Annotated in this window: 16 protein-coding genes and 1 CRISPR repeat array; of the genes, 11 read left to right on the top strand and 5 right to left on the bottom strand. The window is 39.5% G+C overall.

Annotation, left to right across the window (positions count from 1 at the left end; translation table 11 throughout):
* Positions 1 to 242: 242 nt before the first annotated feature.
* The 3 genes from GLIP_RS15675 to cls form a co-directional block, all read right to left on the bottom strand.
* A complete protein-coding gene (locus GLIP_RS15675) occupies positions 243 to 935 on the bottom strand; it encodes a phosphatase PAP2 family protein (protein ID WP_008845648.1) in 693 nt (230 codons plus the stop codon).
* 219 nt (positions 936 to 1154) lie between these two features.
* Positions 1155 to 1916: an endonuclease/exonuclease/phosphatase family protein gene (locus GLIP_RS15670; RefSeq protein WP_008845647.1), complete on the bottom strand. Its 762-nt coding sequence runs from the start codon at positions 1914 to 1916 to the stop codon at positions 1155 to 1157.
* Positions 1917 to 2023: 107 nt separating this feature from the next.
* Positions 2024 to 3478, bottom strand: a complete 1455-nt coding sequence (gene cls, locus GLIP_RS15665; RefSeq protein ID WP_008845646.1) for a cardiolipin synthase — start codon at positions 3476 to 3478, stop codon at positions 2024 to 2026.
* Between the two features lie 63 nt (positions 3479 to 3541).
* Between cls and GLIP_RS15660 the strand changes: the two genes are divergently transcribed.
* Together GLIP_RS15660 and GLIP_RS15655 are read left to right on the top strand one after the other, a co-directional pair.
* On the top strand, positions 3542 to 4000 hold the full coding sequence (locus GLIP_RS15660) for a hypothetical protein (protein WP_040523219.1): 459 nt from the start codon (positions 3542 to 3544) through the stop codon (positions 3998 to 4000).
* 126 nt (positions 4001 to 4126) lie between these two features.
* Positions 4127 to 6427: a chondroitinase-B domain-containing protein gene (locus GLIP_RS15655; protein ID WP_008845644.1), complete on the top strand. Its 2301-nt coding sequence runs from the start codon at positions 4127 to 4129 to the stop codon at positions 6425 to 6427.
* A 101-nt stretch (positions 6428 to 6528) separates the two neighbouring features.
* Here GLIP_RS15655 and GLIP_RS15650 read toward each other — a convergent pair whose 3' ends face one another.
* Together GLIP_RS15650 and GLIP_RS15645 are read right to left on the bottom strand one after the other, a co-directional pair.
* Entirely contained in the window at positions 6529 to 6951 is a 423-nt protein-coding gene (locus GLIP_RS15650; protein WP_008845643.1) for a DUF3293 domain-containing protein, read from the bottom strand.
* Positions 6952 to 6980: 29 nt separating this feature from the next.
* The gene (locus GLIP_RS15645; RefSeq protein WP_008845642.1) at positions 6981 to 7850 is read right to left on the bottom strand and encodes a WYL domain-containing transcriptional regulator; all 870 of its coding nucleotides are present in this window, start codon (positions 7848 to 7850) and stop codon (positions 6981 to 6983) included.
* Between the two features lie 281 nt (positions 7851 to 8131).
* Here GLIP_RS15645 and GLIP_RS15640 point away from each other — a divergent pair, with 281 nt between their 5' ends.
* The 9 genes from GLIP_RS15640 to cas6f are packed head-to-tail and all read left to right on the top strand — an operon-like array spanning position 8132 to position 17652.
* Positions 8132 to 8380, top strand: coding sequence for a hypothetical protein (locus GLIP_RS15640; RefSeq protein ID WP_008845641.1), 249 nt, complete (start codon positions 8132 to 8134; stop codon positions 8378 to 8380).
* Positions 8381 to 8392: 12 nt separating this feature from the next.
* Positions 8393 to 9088 (top strand): hypothetical protein, encoded by a 696-nt coding sequence (locus GLIP_RS15635; RefSeq protein WP_008845640.1) that lies wholly within the window; start codon positions 8393 to 8395, stop codon positions 9086 to 9088.
* Entirely contained in the window at positions 9085 to 9276 is a 192-nt protein-coding gene (locus GLIP_RS15630) for a hypothetical protein (RefSeq protein ID WP_040523217.1), read from the top strand. Before GLIP_RS15635 ends, GLIP_RS15630 begins: the two co-directional genes overlap by 4 nt.
* A 1-nt stretch (position 9277) precedes the next feature.
* Entirely contained in the window at positions 9278 to 10249 is a 972-nt protein-coding gene (cas1f, locus tag GLIP_RS15625) for a type I-F CRISPR-associated endonuclease Cas1f (protein WP_008845639.1), read from the top strand.
* The gene (cas3f, locus tag GLIP_RS15620) at positions 10246 to 13671 is read left to right on the top strand and encodes a type I-F CRISPR-associated helicase Cas3f (protein WP_008845638.1); all 3426 of its coding nucleotides are present in this window, start codon (positions 10246 to 10248) and stop codon (positions 13669 to 13671) included. The genes cas1f and cas3f overlap by 4 nt, the downstream gene beginning before the upstream one ends.
* 11 nt (positions 13672 to 13682) lie before the next feature.
* Positions 13683 to 15038, top strand: coding sequence for a type I-F CRISPR-associated protein Csy1 (csy1, locus tag GLIP_RS15615; protein ID WP_008845637.1), 1356 nt, complete (start codon positions 13683 to 13685; stop codon positions 15036 to 15038).
* Between the two features lie 2 nt (positions 15039 to 15040).
* Positions 15041 to 16012, top strand: coding sequence for a type I-F CRISPR-associated protein Csy2 (csy2, locus tag GLIP_RS15610; protein ID WP_008845636.1), 972 nt, complete (start codon positions 15041 to 15043; stop codon positions 16010 to 16012).
* Between the two features lie 53 nt (positions 16013 to 16065).
* Positions 16066 to 17049: a type I-F CRISPR-associated protein Csy3 gene (gene csy3, locus GLIP_RS15605; protein WP_008845635.1), complete on the top strand. Its 984-nt coding sequence runs from the start codon at positions 16066 to 16068 to the stop codon at positions 17047 to 17049.
* A 6-nt stretch (positions 17050 to 17055) separates the two neighbouring features.
* Positions 17056 to 17652, top strand: a complete 597-nt coding sequence (gene cas6f, locus GLIP_RS15600) for a type I-F CRISPR-associated endoribonuclease Cas6/Csy4 (RefSeq protein ID WP_008845634.1) — start codon at positions 17056 to 17058, stop codon at positions 17650 to 17652.
* A 130-nt stretch (positions 17653 to 17782) separates the two neighbouring features.
* Positions 17783 to 19910: a CRISPR direct-repeat array (repeat unit 28 nt; unit sequence GTTAGCTGCGGCACACGCAGCTTAGAAA).
* Positions 19911 to 19967: the final 57 nt, after the last annotated feature.

Below are 19967 nucleotides of genomic sequence, written 5' to 3'. Positions count from 1 at the left end.
ATGGTCTAAAGACCATGCTACAAATTTTGCTAGCTTTCAAAACGGCATTGTAGGCGGTGGCTTCAGCCCCGTGTTACTAATTTGAAATCCATGGTCTAAAGACCATGCTACAAATTATGGTAGTTTCAAAACGCCATTGTAGGCGGTGGCTTTAGACCCGTGTTACTAATTTGAAATCCATGGTCTAAAGACCATGCTACAGGGGCTGGTGTTTTGGCCCACTCCATAGGATAAATCCCATGCTATTGGGGGGCGGGCGCTTTTCGGTAATATTCGAAAATGATTGTAACCAACATAACCCATATCGTGCCAGACGATATACCTGCGATCACATCGGTTGGATAATGCACACCGAGATAAATACGTGAAATTCCCACTAGAAAGATAATGAACGACATAACAATGTAGATAAGCAATTCGAATGGCCAGCGTTTCACTTCAATTGTTAAAATATACGCAATGGCAAGATAAATAGCGGCGGCTGTAAATGCATGCCCGCTCGGAAAGGACAGCCCTGGCATATAATCGAGTAGCCAATCTGTCTGTGGTGGACGCTCTCTGTCAAAAAAGAGCTTTAGAGCAGAAACAATAAGTGGTATGCCGCCACTCACTATGAGTAAATATATAAAATATCTGAAGCGGCGATAAATAAGCAATACCAAGCCAGAGAACAACGCCAAAATGGTCACTACACTAATAGAGCCCAATGATGTTAAGTCTCGCATGGCTGCCGTAACATTATCGCTCTTTATTTGCCTGACATCACTAAGCACCCTTGCGTCAAATTGTTCAAATTCATAATCCCCTTCAATAGGATCTAAGAATACGTCGTCGACCATTTCTTCTAGCACGTTACCCGCAACCGCTAAGAGCATGAAAAATACTACTAGCCGGATCGTCTTAGGGGTGAGGTATTTTGAAAATTTGATATTCATAGATTCGCTCTTTTCATCTATCAATCTAGATACTCATAAAGTTAAACGGTGAACGCACTAACGACTTAGGTAGAAGCTGATATCGGCTAAATGCATCGAACGTACCTGCAACTAGCTACGCTATAAGCTTGAACAAAAATGGTCAAGTCATTTTGGCTAGGGGTTTATGTCGTGATGATATGGATTTTCTGATTTACTTGTTGAGCTTCTCTAACTGACCTAATCCACTGTGGTACTCACGGTTAAACTAATCGGAAAATGGTCCGAGCTATGAATATGCGTATGTACTTGTGCTTCGACGACTTTCAAGCCACGACAATAAATATGATCTAGATGTCGGAAAAAGTGGTTTAGCCTTGTTTTACGGGTCAATACGACTTCTTCTAACGCAAAGGTTCTTGCTATCGCACAAAAGTAGTTAGATCGTTTGGTGTTCCAAGTGTTGAAATCTCCAGCTAATAAAACAGGCCCGTCGTGATTTTCTAACGTTTCAAATATTTGGTCTAGGTGCGCTTTAAATTTTTTAAAAGATACGAAATTAATCAGGTGGGAGTTAACCACCAACAAGGACTGCTTCTGTCCATTTAGCGGAAACGCGGTTGCTAGCAACATCTTTTTTGTTTTAGTAAAAGGTTCGCTGTGTTCTGAAGCACTGAAATAATGTTTGCTCGCAGCGACAACTGACCCGGTTTTTACTCCTGTTTCAATGTTACTAGGAAGGTGCTTAAAGCTGCGCGCCATGATCCACTGATATTGTTTTGACTGGGTAAAATACCTATCGAAAGGAGAGTTAAGAACCGCTTCCTGTAAAAGAATTAAATCTTTGCTATGGATGAGCCGTTCAAAATCATCTTGCCAACCTAGACGTTTGCATTTAAACACGTTCCAAAGCAGTACCTCAATGTGGGGCCCTAAGTCTTGTTTTGGGGCGTTACCCATAATTTTCAGCGCTTCAATCGCATTATATCGCTTTTTAAACATGACAATATTGCCCTATGATTGCGTTACTACAGAAATTGCACTTTATTCAAGTCACTTCAAAAAGAACGTTTATTTATCGCTAGTTAATAGGGGTAGCAATTTATATATTATAGATATGGCGACATTAAGCGAACCAAATTGTTTCGAACTTTTTTATAGAATGGAACGTTTTCTAAGTCTTTCATATTAACACGAGTCGCGTTTTGTTTTTTTGAATGGAAAAATTTAGTTAAATTCTCATTGAGTTCAGAATCAAAACATTCGAGATTAATTTCGAAGTTGAGATCTAAACTTCGGGCATCCCAGTTAGTTGAACCGATAAACGACCAAGCTTCATCAATAATTGCTATTTTACTGTGATCAAAAGGCCTTTTGTTTTTATATATCTTTATTCCATGCTCCATAATTCTTGCGTAATTGGCTTCCATAACCCAGTTTAGAACAACAAAATCACTTTTTTCAGGTACTATAATTTCAATTGAAACACCGCGCAAAGCAGCAGCGTGCAAGCAGGTGAGCAGGGTATGGTCAGGCACGAAATAGGGTGTCATTATTTTTACGCTCTTTTGCGCGCAGCCTAATGCACTAATTAACACCCATCGTATTTTTCTATGGTTTTCATCAGGTCCGTCTTGTACAACTCGTGATACTACGCAGTGGTCAGGAGCGTGCTCTTTTGAATTTGCAACGTAAGAAGGAAATTCGATTAATTCTTCCGTGGCAAAAAACCAGTCTTCTTTAAAAACGTGACTGATTTGATCGATTACAGGACCTGTTACTTTAAAATGCACATCATCAATAGGGTGTTTCGCACGTTTGACTAGGTTGCGTTTACTTACGTTCATTCCGCCAATAAAGGCCACTTCTCCGTCTACGCAAAGTATTTTTCGGTGATTTCTAAGATTGATAAACCGAAAGCTGGTAAACGAAAATGTAGGTAAAAAACGGGCTGATTTTACGCCGGATTTTTTTAATGCTCTGTGGGATTTTCGCCAACTGTTCCCAATTCCGACGCCATCCAGTAAAACTTTGACTACGACTCCGCGCAATTGTGCTTCGCTTAACGCTTTAATGAATTTAATTCCCAATGAATCGTAATCAAAAATATAACTCGATAACACAACATAGGTATTTGCGTCTTCTACCGCGCGAATCATTTCAGGATAAGCTTCGTCACCATTAACAAGAGGCTCTATTTTGTTATTTGGCACATAGTTAACCGGATGAATTTTATAACCAGATATAACGGCAGAGTGCCAATTCTTAGGAATTTCATGGAACTCTACTGACTTTCCGTCAGGACGAAGTTTTTGCTTTCGAATTTGAGGGTGCTTTTTTTGCGCCGTTCGCTCAATACGATTAATCCCAAATAGCCAATAAAATAGGCTACCAACAAAGGGAGAGAATATCACCAAACCAATCCAGGCCAGTGATGTTCGTTCATTTTCCTTGTATAAGATTACATGTAACGAAGTTATAAAGGATAAGCTAAAATGAAAAACAATTACGATGGTTACTCTGTTAATTTGGAGCCAATTAATTAATTCTTCAAATAGATGCATACAAATCCAATTTAAATGTGCACAAACTATAAAGTGTGCATCAGCATTCACGACGGAAAAAAAGTGATAAACGAACTTTATAACAAAATAGTAACATTTCTAACAGAGACGTTTGGCAGCAATTTTATATTATTGATCGTCACAACTACCACAGTAGCTTCTTTGGCTTATTTTGTCGCCATTGGATACTTGATTACGCAAATGGACAAATATTATTTTGTGCGTAAAACAGCCACCGACTCTGATGACATGGACGAGTTGCAAATCGGAGCGACCAAAAAAAGCGTTGCCTTCGTACTTCAAATTGCAAAAATTGTGGTGGGTGTTTTTTTGATTGTGTTAGGCGTTTCGTTGTTAGTGTTACCCGGGCAAGGGTTAATCACAATTATAATTGGTGTGAGTTTGATCCCATTTCCTGGTAAGAGCCGGGTTGAACGTAATCTTCTTTCACGAAAATCAGTAAGAAAATCACTCAATTGGATACGAACTAAAGCCAAAAAAGAACCGTTTGTTTTTGATTAACCCAGACTTAATTCGAAGTATGCAGTCAAAAATGCAGGGCCTGCAAACATAGCAAGTCGTAACTTGATTAATCCCTAAATGCTGCCTATTCTGGCTCTACTTGATGGAACTTTTTTAAGGTGTTACATGAATAGATTCTTGCGCTTATCTGTAGGGATTTTGTTATCTCTATTATCTTATCAATCCCTAGCAAAAGATATTACAGTAGGCAGTGATGCGGAACTCAAAAAGGCAATTGCTCAGGCCAAAGCAGGCGATAATATTGTTTTAAAAGATGGTACATATCGCGATATTCAAATTGAGTTTTTTGCTGAGGGGACTAAAGAAAAGCCTATTGTTTTACGTGCGCAAACACCCGGAAATGTGTTTATTGAAGGCCAATCTAACTTGCAGCTTGGGGGAAGCTACCTTGTCGTTCAAGATTTACATTTCAGAAATGGTTACACCCCTTCAAAAGCGCTAATTCGCTTTAAAATTGATGATGATAAAATTGCTTTTCATTCTAAAGTAACCAACATTGTCATAGAGGAGTTTACGCAAGCCGATCGCGAGGTAACTGACCAATGGATTCAATTTTGGGGACAACATAACGAGCTGAGCCATAGTTATATTGCTGGCAAGTCAAACTTTGGACCGACGGTTATGGTGATGCTAAAAGGTAATCAGCATGTCAATAATCACCACCAGATTATTAATAACCATTTCGGACCTAGACCAAGAAAAGGTGGGCCTCATGGCGAAACTATGCAGATTGGTGACAGCAGTACTTCAATGACACCATCATACACCAATGTGGAAAACAACTATTTTGAACGCTGCAATGGTGAGGTGGAAATTATTTCCAGCAAATCTAATTTTAATTCGTTTAAAAATAATGTGTTCTTTGAGAGTGAAGGCTCTTTGGTGTTACGTCATGGCAACTACGCAACCATAGATGGCAACGTATTTATTGGTGATGGTGAGTCCAAATTTTACGGTGGAATTCGGGTTATCAATACTGGTCACTGGGTAACGAACAACTATTTTTACAAGTTAAAAGGAGAAGAATTTAGAGCGCCTATTGCGGTTATGAATGGCATTCCTAAAGCCCCGATGAACAGATATAACCAAGTCACCGATGCTGTCGTGGCATACAATACGTGGATTGATTCGCCTACACCTTGGTATTTCAGTGTGGGGTACAACGTTGACAATAGTGACGTTTTGCCTAAATCCGAGATACGTTCAGCCAGACCTGTGCGTACTATTTTTGCGAATAATCTGATATATAACGCCGAAACTGCTCACAAGCCCATTTTTAATTATGACAAAGTAGATGGGATCACGTTTAAGAACAATATTTCTAACCACGAAAATAAAAGTGAAGTCACCTCAGATGGCCTCACTAAGCAAGCGTTTAGTATGACGAAGGTATCTGACTATTTATATGTTCCCACAGAAAATCAATCGGATGTCTATCACGGATTTGATTTTGCTAAGATAAAAACAGACTTATTCGGTAACCCTCGTTCAGACAACAATAGCGTTGGTGCAACGGTTAACCCAGTGCCAGACAACGCTAGCTTAATTGATACCGCAAACTATGGGACATCGTGGTTTACTGCAAAACAGCCAATTAGCCAAGCAACCACCCATAAAGTTGCCACTACGGCTGAATTAATGTCTAAGTTAAAAGTTGCTGCTTCAGGAGATGTGATAGAACTCACCGCTGCAAACTATTCTGTTGATCAAGCGCTGAGTGTAGATAAAGAAATTACGCTTGTTTCAGCAAACAAAGCCAATAAATCAACCTTGAACTTCAGCTCTAATAAAACAGCATTTTTGATGCTGCCCAAGGGAAATTTAACCTTAGATAGTGTCATTATTAAAGGAAACCAACAACAGCATGGCTTCGCTACCTTAGATAAAAATATGTCCAAAGCTTATAACCTGACCCTTAAAAATGCAGAAGTGCGCGACTTTGATGCTGTGCTAAGCGTGTCTAAAGGTTCATTTGCCGACGCCATAACAGTTGAAGACTCCCTTATTCAGAACAATCAACATGGCTTTTTATTAAATCAAGAAACAAACGACAAAGGAGATTACAACGCTGAATTTGTCACGATTCGAAATACCACCTTTAAGCAAATAGCCGGCACTATCGTTGATTTTCATCGCGGTGGCTACGATGAATCAACCATTGGTGGAGTGTTAACGTTTTCAGGTAATACTGTGTCAGATTCAGGTAAATCATCAGCTGATAATATCCTGATCAAAAATCGGGGTATTGTTAACGTTGAACTCAGTAATAATCAATTTATTAATAATCCGGTGAAACTCATAGCGATTTTATGGGGAGAAAAAGGTCAGAAGCCAGTAAACAATGAGATTAAAAATTCAGGAAAAGTTGAGATAGTACAAAACCTGAAACTCAAACTAATGTATTAACCTGCAATATAACTTTCTACTTCTCAGTTCCCGCCCCTTGTCGGGAACTGAAAACCCTTTTTATGAACTGCATAGCGAATTAAATTAGTTGTCTGGCTTACTTAGTTTTTATCTATAACTGTTAGCTGAGGAACCGCGGTTTCATCAATCCATAAAATCGCATTCTGTTCATATTTCACCGCTAATTTAATGGCCGTACGTTTATCAACGTCGAATACCAAAAAACTCTTTTCGGCAGGCCAATCTCCGTGTTTGTCTGTTCCAACTCCGTCGATAAATGGCAACCCTAAACTTTGCAGATCTTGTTTTAGCGCAGCATGGCGAACAGAATTTTGCGATTCACAAAGAGCATGGCTAAAGGGATTGTCAGCGGTGATAAAAGCGGCTTGGCAGTACGACTTTACTTGCATTAAATCGTGCAAGGCTTCGCTGTACTCATCCACATGCATAACAAACTCCGGCTGTGCAAACACCACATACTCAGCGTTTTGATATGCTGTTAATAATGATTTATCGATAGTCATGTTTAGTTGGTGCCAATCCTTTTTTTAAATTATCTAAACAACCACTGCTTCACAGCATCCATGTTTTGAATAACTACTTGTTGTGCTCGAGGATCGGCAGCAATGACATTCATATCGATACGCATCATTTGTAATAGGTATTGTACTAAGGCACCGCGCACTTGAATTAACAAACTATTGTTGGTCATGCCATAGTCATTAGTCACCACTTCTTGTTGCGCTTCGGATAATCGCTGATCGGGAGTGAAAACTACATTCACTTTAGTCTGCCAGGCAATATCTTTGTCGATGGATTGTTTACTTTTTCCCAAAGGCTCAGGCGTACCGTAAAAGCGCGTTAATACAAAGTCGCGATAATCCTGATTCTTTTCGCAATAGGCTCTTACGTGCCAGCGCATACCAGAATGCACAATAGAGTGGGGCACGATAATTCGACCATCTTTGTCGGGAGTATTCACCGAGCGGTAATCCACCTCTAAACGCTGGTTGGTTCTACAGGCTTTCACCACTTGGCGCAAAACCTCAGGGCGCACTTGGTAATTGGGTAGCGGTAACATGTGGGTGTAGTCAAAGCCCAGCGTCATATCTTCAAATGTATTGATTAAATCATTGTTGCGATGAATAAGTTGTAAATACTCATCCACCTCTCCCAAAGTGACTTTTGGGTGAAATGTCGATGTAGGCTCATAGCCTTTTAATGACGAGTTATAGACTAGGTTGCCCGGCCCTATGTGGCGCCGATACTCTTTTAAGTCTTTAGATGCTTGTTGGCGGCCTATATCAAAATAAGCCACTAAATGCCCCGCGTTAAGTTTGCCTTCCCACAACGCCACAATTTCAATTAAGCGATAACGCTGGAGTAAGTCGTAACGAAAAGGCCAGTTAGATTTTTGCTTCATATGTGTCGCTATTGGCTACATTAGTTTATGCAATATCATCATAATGAATGTCGTTTAGCAAAATAAATTTAATCAACATGTGTACGATTTATATAGGGGTCGTTATCTTTATATTTTACATATTTGATTTAAATCAAGCGCTTATGGATTATCTGAATTAAGCTAAACCTGTCGACACCCATAACCCGCCTGAAAACTATACATGTTTATCTAAACAGTGATTTATCTGTCGATTTTTGCGGCATATGCTTAGTTCATGTTTTAACCAAAAGGAAAATAACATGACAATTTCTCAGCATGCAAAAAAGCGTTGTCAACAACGTGGCATTTCTCCTGATCTAGTTCTGTTGCTCAATGCATTGGGCATGGAAACGCAACAAAAGGGCAATACCTACGTGTTGGAACTAGACAAGCACACTCAGAAAGCCTTGTGCAAGAAATTGAAACGGTTATTAACCCAGGTGCAAAAAGACGTGTTCGTGGTGATTAGCGAAGATGATCATGTTATTACCACCGCGCACAAACACTAAAAGGATTTAATCATGACGCGATTTGCAGAGCCGGAGGTGATTTCCTGTACACACTGCCAGACTCGATATTTACGGCCCGTCTTGTTGTCATTCAATACAATGTGGCAAATACACTACTCCGATGGTGGCATTAAAAATGGCTTACAAAACACTGTCATTAATGAGTCTCGCTGCACCCACTGCCAAGGACTAATCAAAAATATTCAAAACCTGCCGGTAGTGGAAATATTGTCGGAACGACCGTTTTGGCGTAATTGGTTCGGAAAGTCCCATAAATATCTGTATTTGCCCGCACCATCATTTGATGTGTATTTTGAGTTTTTCGACAATGAAGTGACCGCGAACGCAAAGTTAAATTGGGCCGCCAAAGCACTTCAAGTGTTCAATCAAACGTACCGATTATTTGGTCATGAACGTCAAATTGAGAGTGAAATATCCGCTCAATATCACCAACTTATAAATTATATTTTGCAGCATTACACAGCCAATGCATCCGAAGAAATGACAATGTTGTGTGCAGATATTTATCGGCAGGTGGGAGATTTTGAAACCTCATTACACTTATATCAAAACGTAGACAGGAAACGATTCCAACATATCGTTGAGCCTGCAAGTAGTTGGTGCGAACAGCGTATTACCAGTTTAATGGAAGTTGATGGTCAAAAAAACACCACGCAATCGCATCATAGTAGTAGAGATGAAGTATGAAAAAGCAATATCAAGAATTGCTATTTAGTCCCTCCGATTTCGTTTGGAATGTTCAGTCGCCATTCGCCCCTTGGATGCAGCGTCTTTGCGTGGAAGTACCCGAAACCAAAAAACACCAAGACTCCCTTGATCCCTTGCTTGCTTATTCTGTGATAAGTATGTCAATAAAACGAATTAATGGAAAATAAGATGAAGGACTTTTCTCCGTCAGATCTAAAAACGATTTTACATTCTAAAAGGGCGAACCTTTACTATTTAGAATATTGTCGCGTTATGCAAAAAGACGGGCGGGTGCTTTATTTAACAGAGGCTAAAAAAGACAACCAATACTTTAATATCCCCATTGCGAACACAACTGTTTTATTGCTTGGAAACGGTACTTCTATAACTCAAGCAGCTATGCGAATGTTAGCACAAGCGGGCGTATTGGTTGGTTTTACAAGTGGTGGCGGCACACCATTATATATGGCAAATGAAGTTGAATGGATGACCCCGCAAAGTGAGTACCGTCCAACTGAATACATTCAAGGTTGGATGAGCTTTTGGTTTGACGATAAAAAAAGGTTAAATGTCGCTAAACAATTTCAAGCTTCACGTATTGATTATCTATCTAGAGTTTGGGGTAAAGACAAAGAGCTTAAAGCAGAAGGTTTTACTTTAGTTGATAGCAACATACAAAGTGCACTAGAAACTTTTGGTCAGCGCACAACAGATGCTAGTAAATCATCGGACTTATTGTTAACTGAAGCGCAGCTTACCAAAGTGCTTTATAAGTTTGCTGCAAATATTACGGGCACCTCCGACTTTAGTCGCCAACATCAAAGCACGGATAAAGCCAATGACTTTCTAAATCACGGAAATTACCTAGCTTACGGTTTAGCCGCTTGTACTTTATGGGTTTTGGGTATTCCTCATGGCTTTGCTGTAATGCATGGCAAAACTCGCCGTGGTGCATTGGTTTTTGATATCGCCGATTTAATCAAAGACGCAATAGTTTTACCTTGGGCATTCATCTGTGCAAAAGAAAATGCAACTGAACAAGAATTTCGTCAGCAGATCCTACAAAAGTTTACTGATCACAAAGCACTAGATTTTATGTTTGACCAAGTTAAAGCTGCCGCCTTGCAGGAAAAAAATCATTCTGAGGTAATCGACTTATGATGGTTACTTTTGTATCTCAATGCGAAAAAAATGCACTCAAGAAAACACGGCGAGTACTTGATGCTTTTGCAGATCGAATAGGCGACAACACTTGGCAAACTATCATCACTGAAGATGGGTTACTAACTGTTAAAAAAATGCTGCGGCAAACCGCTAGCAAAAGCACAGCGGTAAGTTGCCATTGGATCCGTTCAAGGGCACGAAGTCAGTTGTTGTGGGTGGTGGGGAACAGGCATAAATTTAATAGCGAAGGGATAGTGGCGGTTAATTATACCAAGTTAGATCTTGAGCATAAAGAATGGGAGAATGGTTGGGAATTAAATGAAGCTATTATGTTGGCGTCGAGTATTGCTGGTTTATTTCATGATTTTGGAAAAGCTAATGATTTATTTCAACAAAAGTTAGCCGGCACTACGAAATCAAAATCTGAACCATATCGTCATGAATGGGTATCGTTAAGATTATTTGAAGCCTTCATTAAAAATTTAACCGACCAAGAATGGTTAACAAAACTGGTAGAAATTAATCAGCAATCAAATGCTTCTCAAGCTGAAAATGAAATACACAAAATATTATTTAAGGATAACGGAAAACATCAAAACCCGTTCAACTCGTTTAGTGACAATACTCAGTTTGGAAAGTTAGTTGCTTGGTTGATTGTATCGCACCATCGTTTACCTTATCCGCAAATCAACCCTGTTAGATTAGATGAAGCTGAACATTGGTTAACAAAATGTTTTGATTGTCATTGGAATTCTAAAAATGCAGAAAATTTGGCTGATATAGAATCATCAGTAATTAACGCGAATTGGAATTTTGCTCATGGAACACCATTGTTGAGTAAAACATGGCAAAACAAAGCGAGTGAAATTTCCAAACGAGCATTGAGTTATCATAAATTGTCTGAAAAAACAGATTGGCTAAATCAACGTTTCGTTAGCCACTTATCAAGATTGTCACTCATGTTGGCTGATCATTATTATTCATCTCTTGACTTAAAGGATTCAAAGATGAAATGGCGTGATAATAGCTATCAAGCGAACGCCAATACGGATAGAAAAACAAATCAGTTAAAACAAAAATTAGATGAACATAATATTGGTGTTGCACATAACGCTTTTCTATTTGCTAAAAACCTTCCCGCTTTAAAATACACATTGCCAGCATTGGCGCAGCATAGGCTTTTTTCACAAAGCGCGAAAGACCGCAAATACCAATGGCAAGATAAAGCGTTTAAAGCGTCAAAAGAGTTTGCTAAAACCAGTGAAAAACACGGTTTTTTTGGTATTAACATGGCATCAACAGGCTGTGGTAAAACCATGGCAAATGCACGAATTATGTATGCCTTAGCGGATGAACGCGAAGGTTGTCGATTCTCAGTTGCTTTAGGTTTACGTACATTAACTTTGCAAACTGGTGATGCCTATCGAGATCTACTTAAATTAGGTGATGATGAACTTGCCGTCTTAATTGGTTCTAATGCCGTTAAATTACTACATCAGTTAAATAAAGATGACGAAATATCAGCAAAACCTGATCATGGTAGTGAGTCTGCGCAAGATTTTTTTGAACAATTATATGTCAGTTACGAAGGGCAAATTTACGACGGACGTTTAAAGCATTGGCTCAAAGGCAACCCTAAATTAGAGCAATTAATCAGTGCGCCTATTTTGGTTAGTACAATTGATCATTTAATGCCAGCTACAGAAAGTAAACGAGGGGGTAAACAAATTGCGCCTATGTTGCGGTTATTAACATCAGACTTAATTTTAGATGAACCCGATGATTTTGGTTTAGAAGACCTACCCGCATTATGCCGATTAGTTAATTGGGCTGGTATGTTAGGTTCACGGGTTTTATTATCATCGGCAACGTTACCACCGGCGCTTATAAGTGCTTTATACGACGCTTATGTTGCAGGTCGGAATCATTACAACCAAGCTAATTTTCCACACAATAACAATCAAGGTGTTGTTTGCGCTTGGTTTGATGAAAATAAAAGTGAAGTCGAATTAATAAAAAATAAAGAGGACTTCAAACAAAAAAACAACATGTTTGTCGAGTCACGTTTAAAAAAATTAACGGCTAACAGTAAAGTACTACGTATAGGTAAAATTGTTAATATAGAGTTGCCTATCACTAAAAATAGCGATTTAGCAGGTCAAAATATTGATGAGAAAAATCAGCAAGTCTATCGATGTGTGGCAGATACCATTCACCAACAAATTTATGAATTACATAACCAACACCATGTAACGCATAGCAGCGGCAAAAAAGTATCTATTGGTGTGGTTAGAATGGCTAACATTAATCCGATGATCTCTGTTGCTAAAATACTATTAGCTATGTCTCCAAGAGCCAACTATCAATTTAATTTTTGTATTTATCATTCACAGTTTCCCTTAGCGCTACGTTCTTACAAAGAATCTCGCTTAGATAAAACCTTAAATCGCTATGATGAACAAGCGCTTTGGCAACAACCAGAAATTGCCAAGGCATTAAAAGCTGACGACCTAAATAAAGTACCGGTAGACAATCATGTGTTTATTGTATTAGGCACATCAGTCGTGGAAGTTGGGCGCGACCATGATTACGATTGGGCAATTGCAGAGCCTAGTTCACTACGTTCAATTATACAGTTAGCGGGGCGTATACAACGGCATAGGCAAGCTCTACCTACCACCGCAAATTTGGTGGTACTTAACCAAAATATACGAGCATTAAAAGGTGAAAAAGTGGCTTATTGTAAGCCGGGTTTTGAAACCCCTGAGCTCCCCCTTAACAGTAAAGACCTGAATGAATTATTAACAACAGAGTTAGACAATATTTCTGCAATACCAAGAATCGTTGAGCCGAAAGAGATAAAAGCCGACGATTTTAAAAAATCACCAAAAGATAAGTATATTGCTAACGCTGCTAATTTATTTTCAATACAAGAACATAGGTCGCTACGAATAACATTAGATGTAATGGGAGCCGATTTAAAACACAAGGACTTTTATAACTCAATCAAACCTGCATCACTTTGGTGGAATGAAAGCCCCGCAATCGATTGGAGTGCTGAATTTATTCGTCAAACCGAATTTAGAAAATCACAAGCACAAGAAGAGTTTATTTTACGGTTAGAAGAAGGTGAAACATTAGCGTGGAGCCAAATTGACGATACCCGCTATCCGCCTGTGTATTTAGAACAAACCAATCGCTTTATGGATGAAAATAAAACGACTGAATTAGCCCAGGGTAATCATTGGTGGTTTCACCTAAGCGTTGAAGAAACATATCAAATTTTTGCAGATAAGTTAGATGAGAGCTTACAACAGGTAAGTGAAACCTTTGGTGTTATTGGTTTAAGAGAGCCAAGTAAAGATCAAGAATTAAATTGGCACTGGCACGAGCAGCTAGGTGTCTTTGATAATAAGTAAAAGGAAAAACGATGGAAGCAACATTAACTCAAGCGCTAGCTGATTATATAGAGCAGCGCAAACAAGCTAAGTTGGAACCTTTTCAAAAAGCACTGAATAAGGTGTTAGAAAAAAGTGAAAACGAAATAGAGATAGCGACAGCTAAAGCCGAATACGCAGAAAAATCGGCACCTATTGAAGAAAGTTATAAACCTGTAGTGTGGTTAACTGATGCAGCTAAGCGAGCGAAACAAATTAGTTTAGCGACTCATGCGGCAAAATTTACTCATAGTGATGCTAAAGCTAGCAGCATATTAGTAAGCCAACCATATACAGTTAGTCAAACTGTAAATAACCAATACCTTGTTACAGCAAGCATATCAAACAAAGCAATTGATGCTGTAGGTAATGCAGCAGCATTAGATATAGCGAAATTACTGAATATAACGGTAAATGGTGAAAGCCTGATCACGCAATTGCAACAAAATCATGCACAAGCGTTAAGTGCTTTTACGGATAATGAAGAATTATTACAAACTTGGGTAAATGGGTTTAAGTTAGCACTGGCCGACGAAAAGCTAAGCTCACATAGTTTAAGTAAACAGGTCTATTTTCCGGTTAAGTCAGAAAAGGATGGTTTTAGGTATCATTTATTATGCCCGCTATTTTCATCGGCATTGGCGCATAATTTACATAAAAAAGTCACAGGTACTCGTTTTGGTGATTCAAAAAATATTCGTGATGCCCGCAGATCAAATAAGTACGATGAACGAATCGATGTAAGTTTTCCAGATACTGCCGTACAAACCTTTGGCGGTTCAAAACCACAAAATATTTCACAACTAAATAGTGAACGTTATGGCCAGAATTTTCTATTAAATACAGCTCCTCCTACTTTTCAGGCACAAGTTAAGCCGCCTATCAATAATACCAGTTTATTTAACCGACAACTGACATTCAAAGTATCGGGGTACTTGCGTGACTTTAAAGCCTTTTTAAGCAATTTAAAGCCTGAAGAAAATAACTTTAAAGTTCGTTACAAGCGCGATTATCACTTTATTTTACCCATACTCGATCAACTAATGATCCACGCGGCCAATATTCAAACATTACCAACTGGCTGGGCAACTGAATCACATTGCAAACTAAAACAGGCCCATGCTTTATGGCTCGATGTTTATAACCCACATGAAAGTTTTCAACGTGAACGTGAAAAGCTTGACTGGCAAGCTGTGATAGCTGCTGATTTTGCCAGTTGGTTAATGAAACAATTAAAAAATGATGAGAAATATCGCTTGGGTGATATCGAACACGCTTATTTTTCTAAAGTTTGTTTGCACCAGTTAAAACGTTTTGAACATAACACACCAAAATTAGCGGAGGCGTAATCATGAGCCAATATTTATTACTCAAAAAAATATCGGTACAAAATGCCAATGCCATCGCTGGTTTAACTTATGGTTTTCCTGCTATAACTAATTTCTTGGGTTTTGCCCATGCATTATCACGTAAATTTCCTGAAACGTTAGCCGTTAATCTAGGCGGGCTCGCAGTAATAAGTCATAAAAATACGGTACACGCAAGGCAGCCTAAAGGTTGGGGCGACTATGTTTTTGCATTATCCCGCAACCCGTTAACTCACCAAGGCAAGACGGCACCCATTAATGAAGAGGGGCGCATGCATATGCAAGTATCTTTGTTGATTGAAGTAAATGGCTTGATTTCGGGCGATACAGAAACTAAAGAACAATTAATTGAGTATGTAAAACAAAACGTGCCAGAGTTACGTTTAGCAGGTGGTCAAATTACGCATATAGAAAGTATTGAGTTAACCCCGTTAAATGAAGAACAAAAAACATTACGAAAATTAATGCCGGGTTTTGCCTTGATTGATCGCAGTGATTATTTATCTGAGCATTTTCAACAGCACAAAGCGATAAATGATAATGTTTGTTTATTTGATGCATGGTGTGATTTTGCCCAGCTTAAATTTAAAGCTGAAAAAATAACAAGTGAAGATGAACAAGAAACCGAAGCTCTTGAAAGCGTAAATCAAAAAGCCAATTGGCATTATGTAGCAAAACCCCAAAGTGGCTATTTAGTGCCGATCAATACGGGGTATTGTGCAATCTCTCCAATTTATGAAGCTGGCGAAGTAAGCAATGTAAGAGATTCAACAGTTCCTACTGTCTTTGCTGAAAGTGCTTATAGCGTCGGTGAATGGAAAAGTCTACATAACATCAAAAATATTGAAATAACCCTTTGGCGTTATGAGCATCAATATCCTTGGTATGTCGCTAAAACAATCCCTTTCGAAGACGAAATTATTGAACCTGATAGTTCTGAAGCAATGCCTTATTAATTAATGTGTAACAAGAAAATTAACAAAAATATTTTATCAATGGAGTAATAAAAATGGCCGAAATTAAATTAAAAACACCATCAGTATTAGCATTTGAAGCTAAATTAGTACCATCAGACGCACTCATGTTTGCAGGCAACTGGGAGCAGCAAGAATGGCAACCGATACAAGTGGGTGAAAAAGCAGTACGAGGCACAATTTCAAACCGTTTAAAAGCTGCAACGGCAAATGATCCAACAAAATTAGATGCTGAAGTATCTAAAGCCAATTTACAAACAGTTGATATTGCCGCCTTAGCGCATAAAACAAATACTTTAAAAGTTGTTTTTACCTTACGAGTATTAAGTGATTTGGCAACTCCATCAACCTGTAATAATCCTGATTATCAAGCTGAACTGGCTAATAAAATAAAACAATACCAAGCAGATGTAAGTTTTGAGGAATTGTCAAAACGTTACGCTTTCAACATTGCCACCGCTCGTTTTTTATGGCGTAACCGTGTAGGTGCCGAAAATGTAAAAGTTGTTGTAACCGTGGCAAATGAAACCATTGAATTTAATAGTCAAGACTATTCGTTACGTGAATTTTCAAGTGACGCAAAAATCACTCAACTTGCAAAATTTATTCAACAGGGCTTAACCGATAATCATGTATTGATAAAAGTAGAAGCTTATAGTCAATTAGGTGAAGGGCAAGCAGTGTATCCATCACAAGAATTAGTGATGGGTGGTGGTAAAAGTGATAAAAGTAAATTTTTATATCAGCTTGATGGACAAGCAGCCATGCACTCTCAAAAAATCGGTAATGCATTACGCACAGTAGATACTTGGCATCCAGCTGTCGACGAAGTGGGCCCAATTGCTGTTGAACCTTATGGTTCGGTAACAAACCGCGGTGCGGCTTACCGTCAACCAAAAGAAAAAACAGACTTTTATAACCTACTCGATGCTTGGATGATTAAAGGCAAAGAGCCTGCGGTTGAACAACAACACTATATTATGGCGATGTTAATTCGTGGTGGCGTATTTGGGGAATAAACTAATATGAAACACTATATCGATATTACCATTTTACCGAGTGACGATATTGGTGTTCATTTTTTGTGGTCTAAGCTAATGATGCAAGTCCATTTAGCTTTAGTGGAAATACAAGACAGTAATAAGCAGGTGCCTATTGCCGTGAGTTTTCCTAACTACAGAATGAACACCGTCAAGCCGGGCTTTTTAGGTAATAAATTGCGTTTGTTCTCTGTAAACAAAGCAGATTTAGAACGATTAAACATTCATAAATGGTTAAGCCGTTTAACGGATTACCTGCATATTAAAAATATTGCGGATGTTCCGGCTGATGTTGATTCATTTGAAAACTTTAATCGTCGACAAAAAGCTGGGAGTCCAGATAGACATATTCGGCGAAGAATGAAACGGCATAATGAAACATTTGAGCAGGCGAGTCAGCACTTTGTTGATTATGAAATGTCGGAGGAAGATAAAGCTCTGCCATTCATAAAAATGAAAAGTCTTGGTAGTGATAATGACTTTAATATGAGTGTTATTAGAAAAACGGTGGCACTAAATAATGCTCCAGTCATGTTCAATACTTATGGGTTAAGTAAGCAAGGATGTTTACCTAAGTTTTAACCTTTAATTTTAGCTCTTTAAAAAATTATAATTAAATCATTAAGTTACAATATGTAGGTAAATATAAGGTAAAAATTAGAATTTTTATCTAACTACATGTTGTAACTTATTTTTTTGTCATTATTCTATTGTTAGCTGCGGCACACGCAGCTTAGAAACATGAATGGACAAACTGAGTATACCCCAATTTGTTAGCTGCGGCACACGCAGCTTAGAAAAGTTCCTACTTTAAAGGCGGAAACACACAGTTGTTAGCTGCGGCACACGCAGCTTAGAAAACACAAGGGCTGCGCGAGACGCGCATGTATATGTTAGCTGCGGCACACGCAGCTTAGAAATCCTGGTCAACCTAAGAACTCCGACGCATTTGGTTAGCTGCGGCACACGCAGCTTAGAAAACGTTGGGTGAATGGAATCACTTTGATAGAACGTTAGCTGCGGCACACGCAGCTTAGAAATCAGACATATCAACTAGAATCATAATACGTAATGTTAGCTGCGGCACACGCAGCTTAGAAATGATTAATCACAAGTAGATTGTCATCTAAATCGTTAGCTGCGGCACACGCAGCTTAGAAACAAATCATGCCGTCATGAATAGTTACTTCTTGGTTAGCTGCGGCACACGCAGCTTAGAAAAGCAAGATAATAGAAATGCGATGCCATAAGCAGTTAGCTGCGGCACACGCAGCTTAGAAAAGCCGAATTGGTTGTTGATATGGAAGATGAAGGTTAGCTGCGGCACACGCAGCTTAGAAATTCCCTTCTCTCAATCTCCCTGTTGATGTACCGTTAGCTGCGGCACACGCAGCTTAGAAATTAATAAAAAGTATATTCCACTAAACTTTTTGTTAGCTGCGGCACACGCAGCTTAGAAAATACTTTAATGTGTGCAAGTTTAGTGCGCCATGTTAGCTGCGGCACACGCAGCTTAGAAAAGCCAGTGCAATGCAATGGTGTACTCAGGAGTGTTAGCTGCGGCACACGCAGCTTAGAAATCTGCTTTAAGCATTGGTTCACCTCTCCATACGTTAGCTGCGGCACACGCAGCTTAGAAACAAGTGGAGGGTATTGCACCGACCAGATAAAAGTTAGCTGCGGCACACGCAGCTTAGAAATTGCACAGAATCGGCGAGCTTGTTGTATTCAGGTTAGCTGCGGCACACGCAGCTTAGAAATAATGTCGAAATAGAATACGGGACAACGCACGGTTAGCTGCGGCACACGCAGCTTAGAAATGCTGTAGTGATGCCCACCTCTGCATTTATAAGTTAGCTGCGGCACACGCAGCTTAGAAAGTTTACACCCTCTACCGGAACAACATCGTAATGTTAGCTGCGGCACACGCAGCTTAGAAAATTGAACGCATGGCGTCGTCTTTGCTCATCCAGTTAGCTGCGGCACACGCAGCTTAGAAATCACCAGCTGACGGTATAAGCATTGATTCTAAGTTAGCTGCGGCACACGCAGCTTAGAAATTAGTGTGTTATTGGAAATATTCAAGTAATCAGTTAGCTGCGGCACACGCAGCTTAGAAAACTTTGTGCGTAAAGATGGTGAGGTTTATAGTGTTAGCTGCGGCACACGCAGCTTAGAAAAGCAAGCAGGATTGACCTTGGTGAACCCCTTAGTTAGCTGCGGCACACGCAGCTTAGAAAACTACCCGTTGCAACCGCTAAGCCAGCTTCAAGTTAGCTGCGGCACACGCAGCTTAGAAATCTTGCGCATGTTGTATTGTTGCTGCAAATATGTTAGCTGCGGCACACGCAGCTTAGAAAGCTAACAAGTACGCCATAGCCAGTTGAGAAATGTTAGCTGCGGCACACGCAGCTTAGAAAGTAGAGAAAAAGAGGAGGCAAATATCATGTCAGTTAGCTGCGGCACACGCAGCTTAGAAAAGCCTAAACGCTGGTAATGTGTTCGTGTTTACGTTAGCTGCGGCACACGCAGCTTAGAAATTATAGAGTAACAATGATAAATCACGAGGGTTGTTAGCTGCGGCACACGCAGCTTAGAAACATCTGCGTTATTGTTTTGCAATTAAGCATTAGTTAGCTGCGGCACACGCAGCTTAGAAATGTTATCATTACAATCCCGCCAAGCTCTTTGTGTTAGCTGCGGCACACGCAGCTTAGAAACTGATGTTTGCGTTGTAATGGCTGGCACTAATGTTAGCTGCGGCACACGCAGCTTAGAAACCGCAATGAGCGCTCTTAGCTGCATATCACTTGTTAGCTGCGGCACACGCAGCTTAGAAATGGAAAGTCTTGATCTAAATGAAAACCTCGCTGTTAGCTGCGGCACACGCAGCTTAG

Origin of the sequence: Aliiglaciecola lipolytica E3 (genome assembly GCF_000314975.1) — a bacterium.
GTDB lineage: Bacteria > Pseudomonadota > Gammaproteobacteria > Enterobacterales > Alteromonadaceae > Aliiglaciecola > Aliiglaciecola lipolytica.
This window is presented reverse-complemented; position numbering and strand designations above follow the sequence as displayed.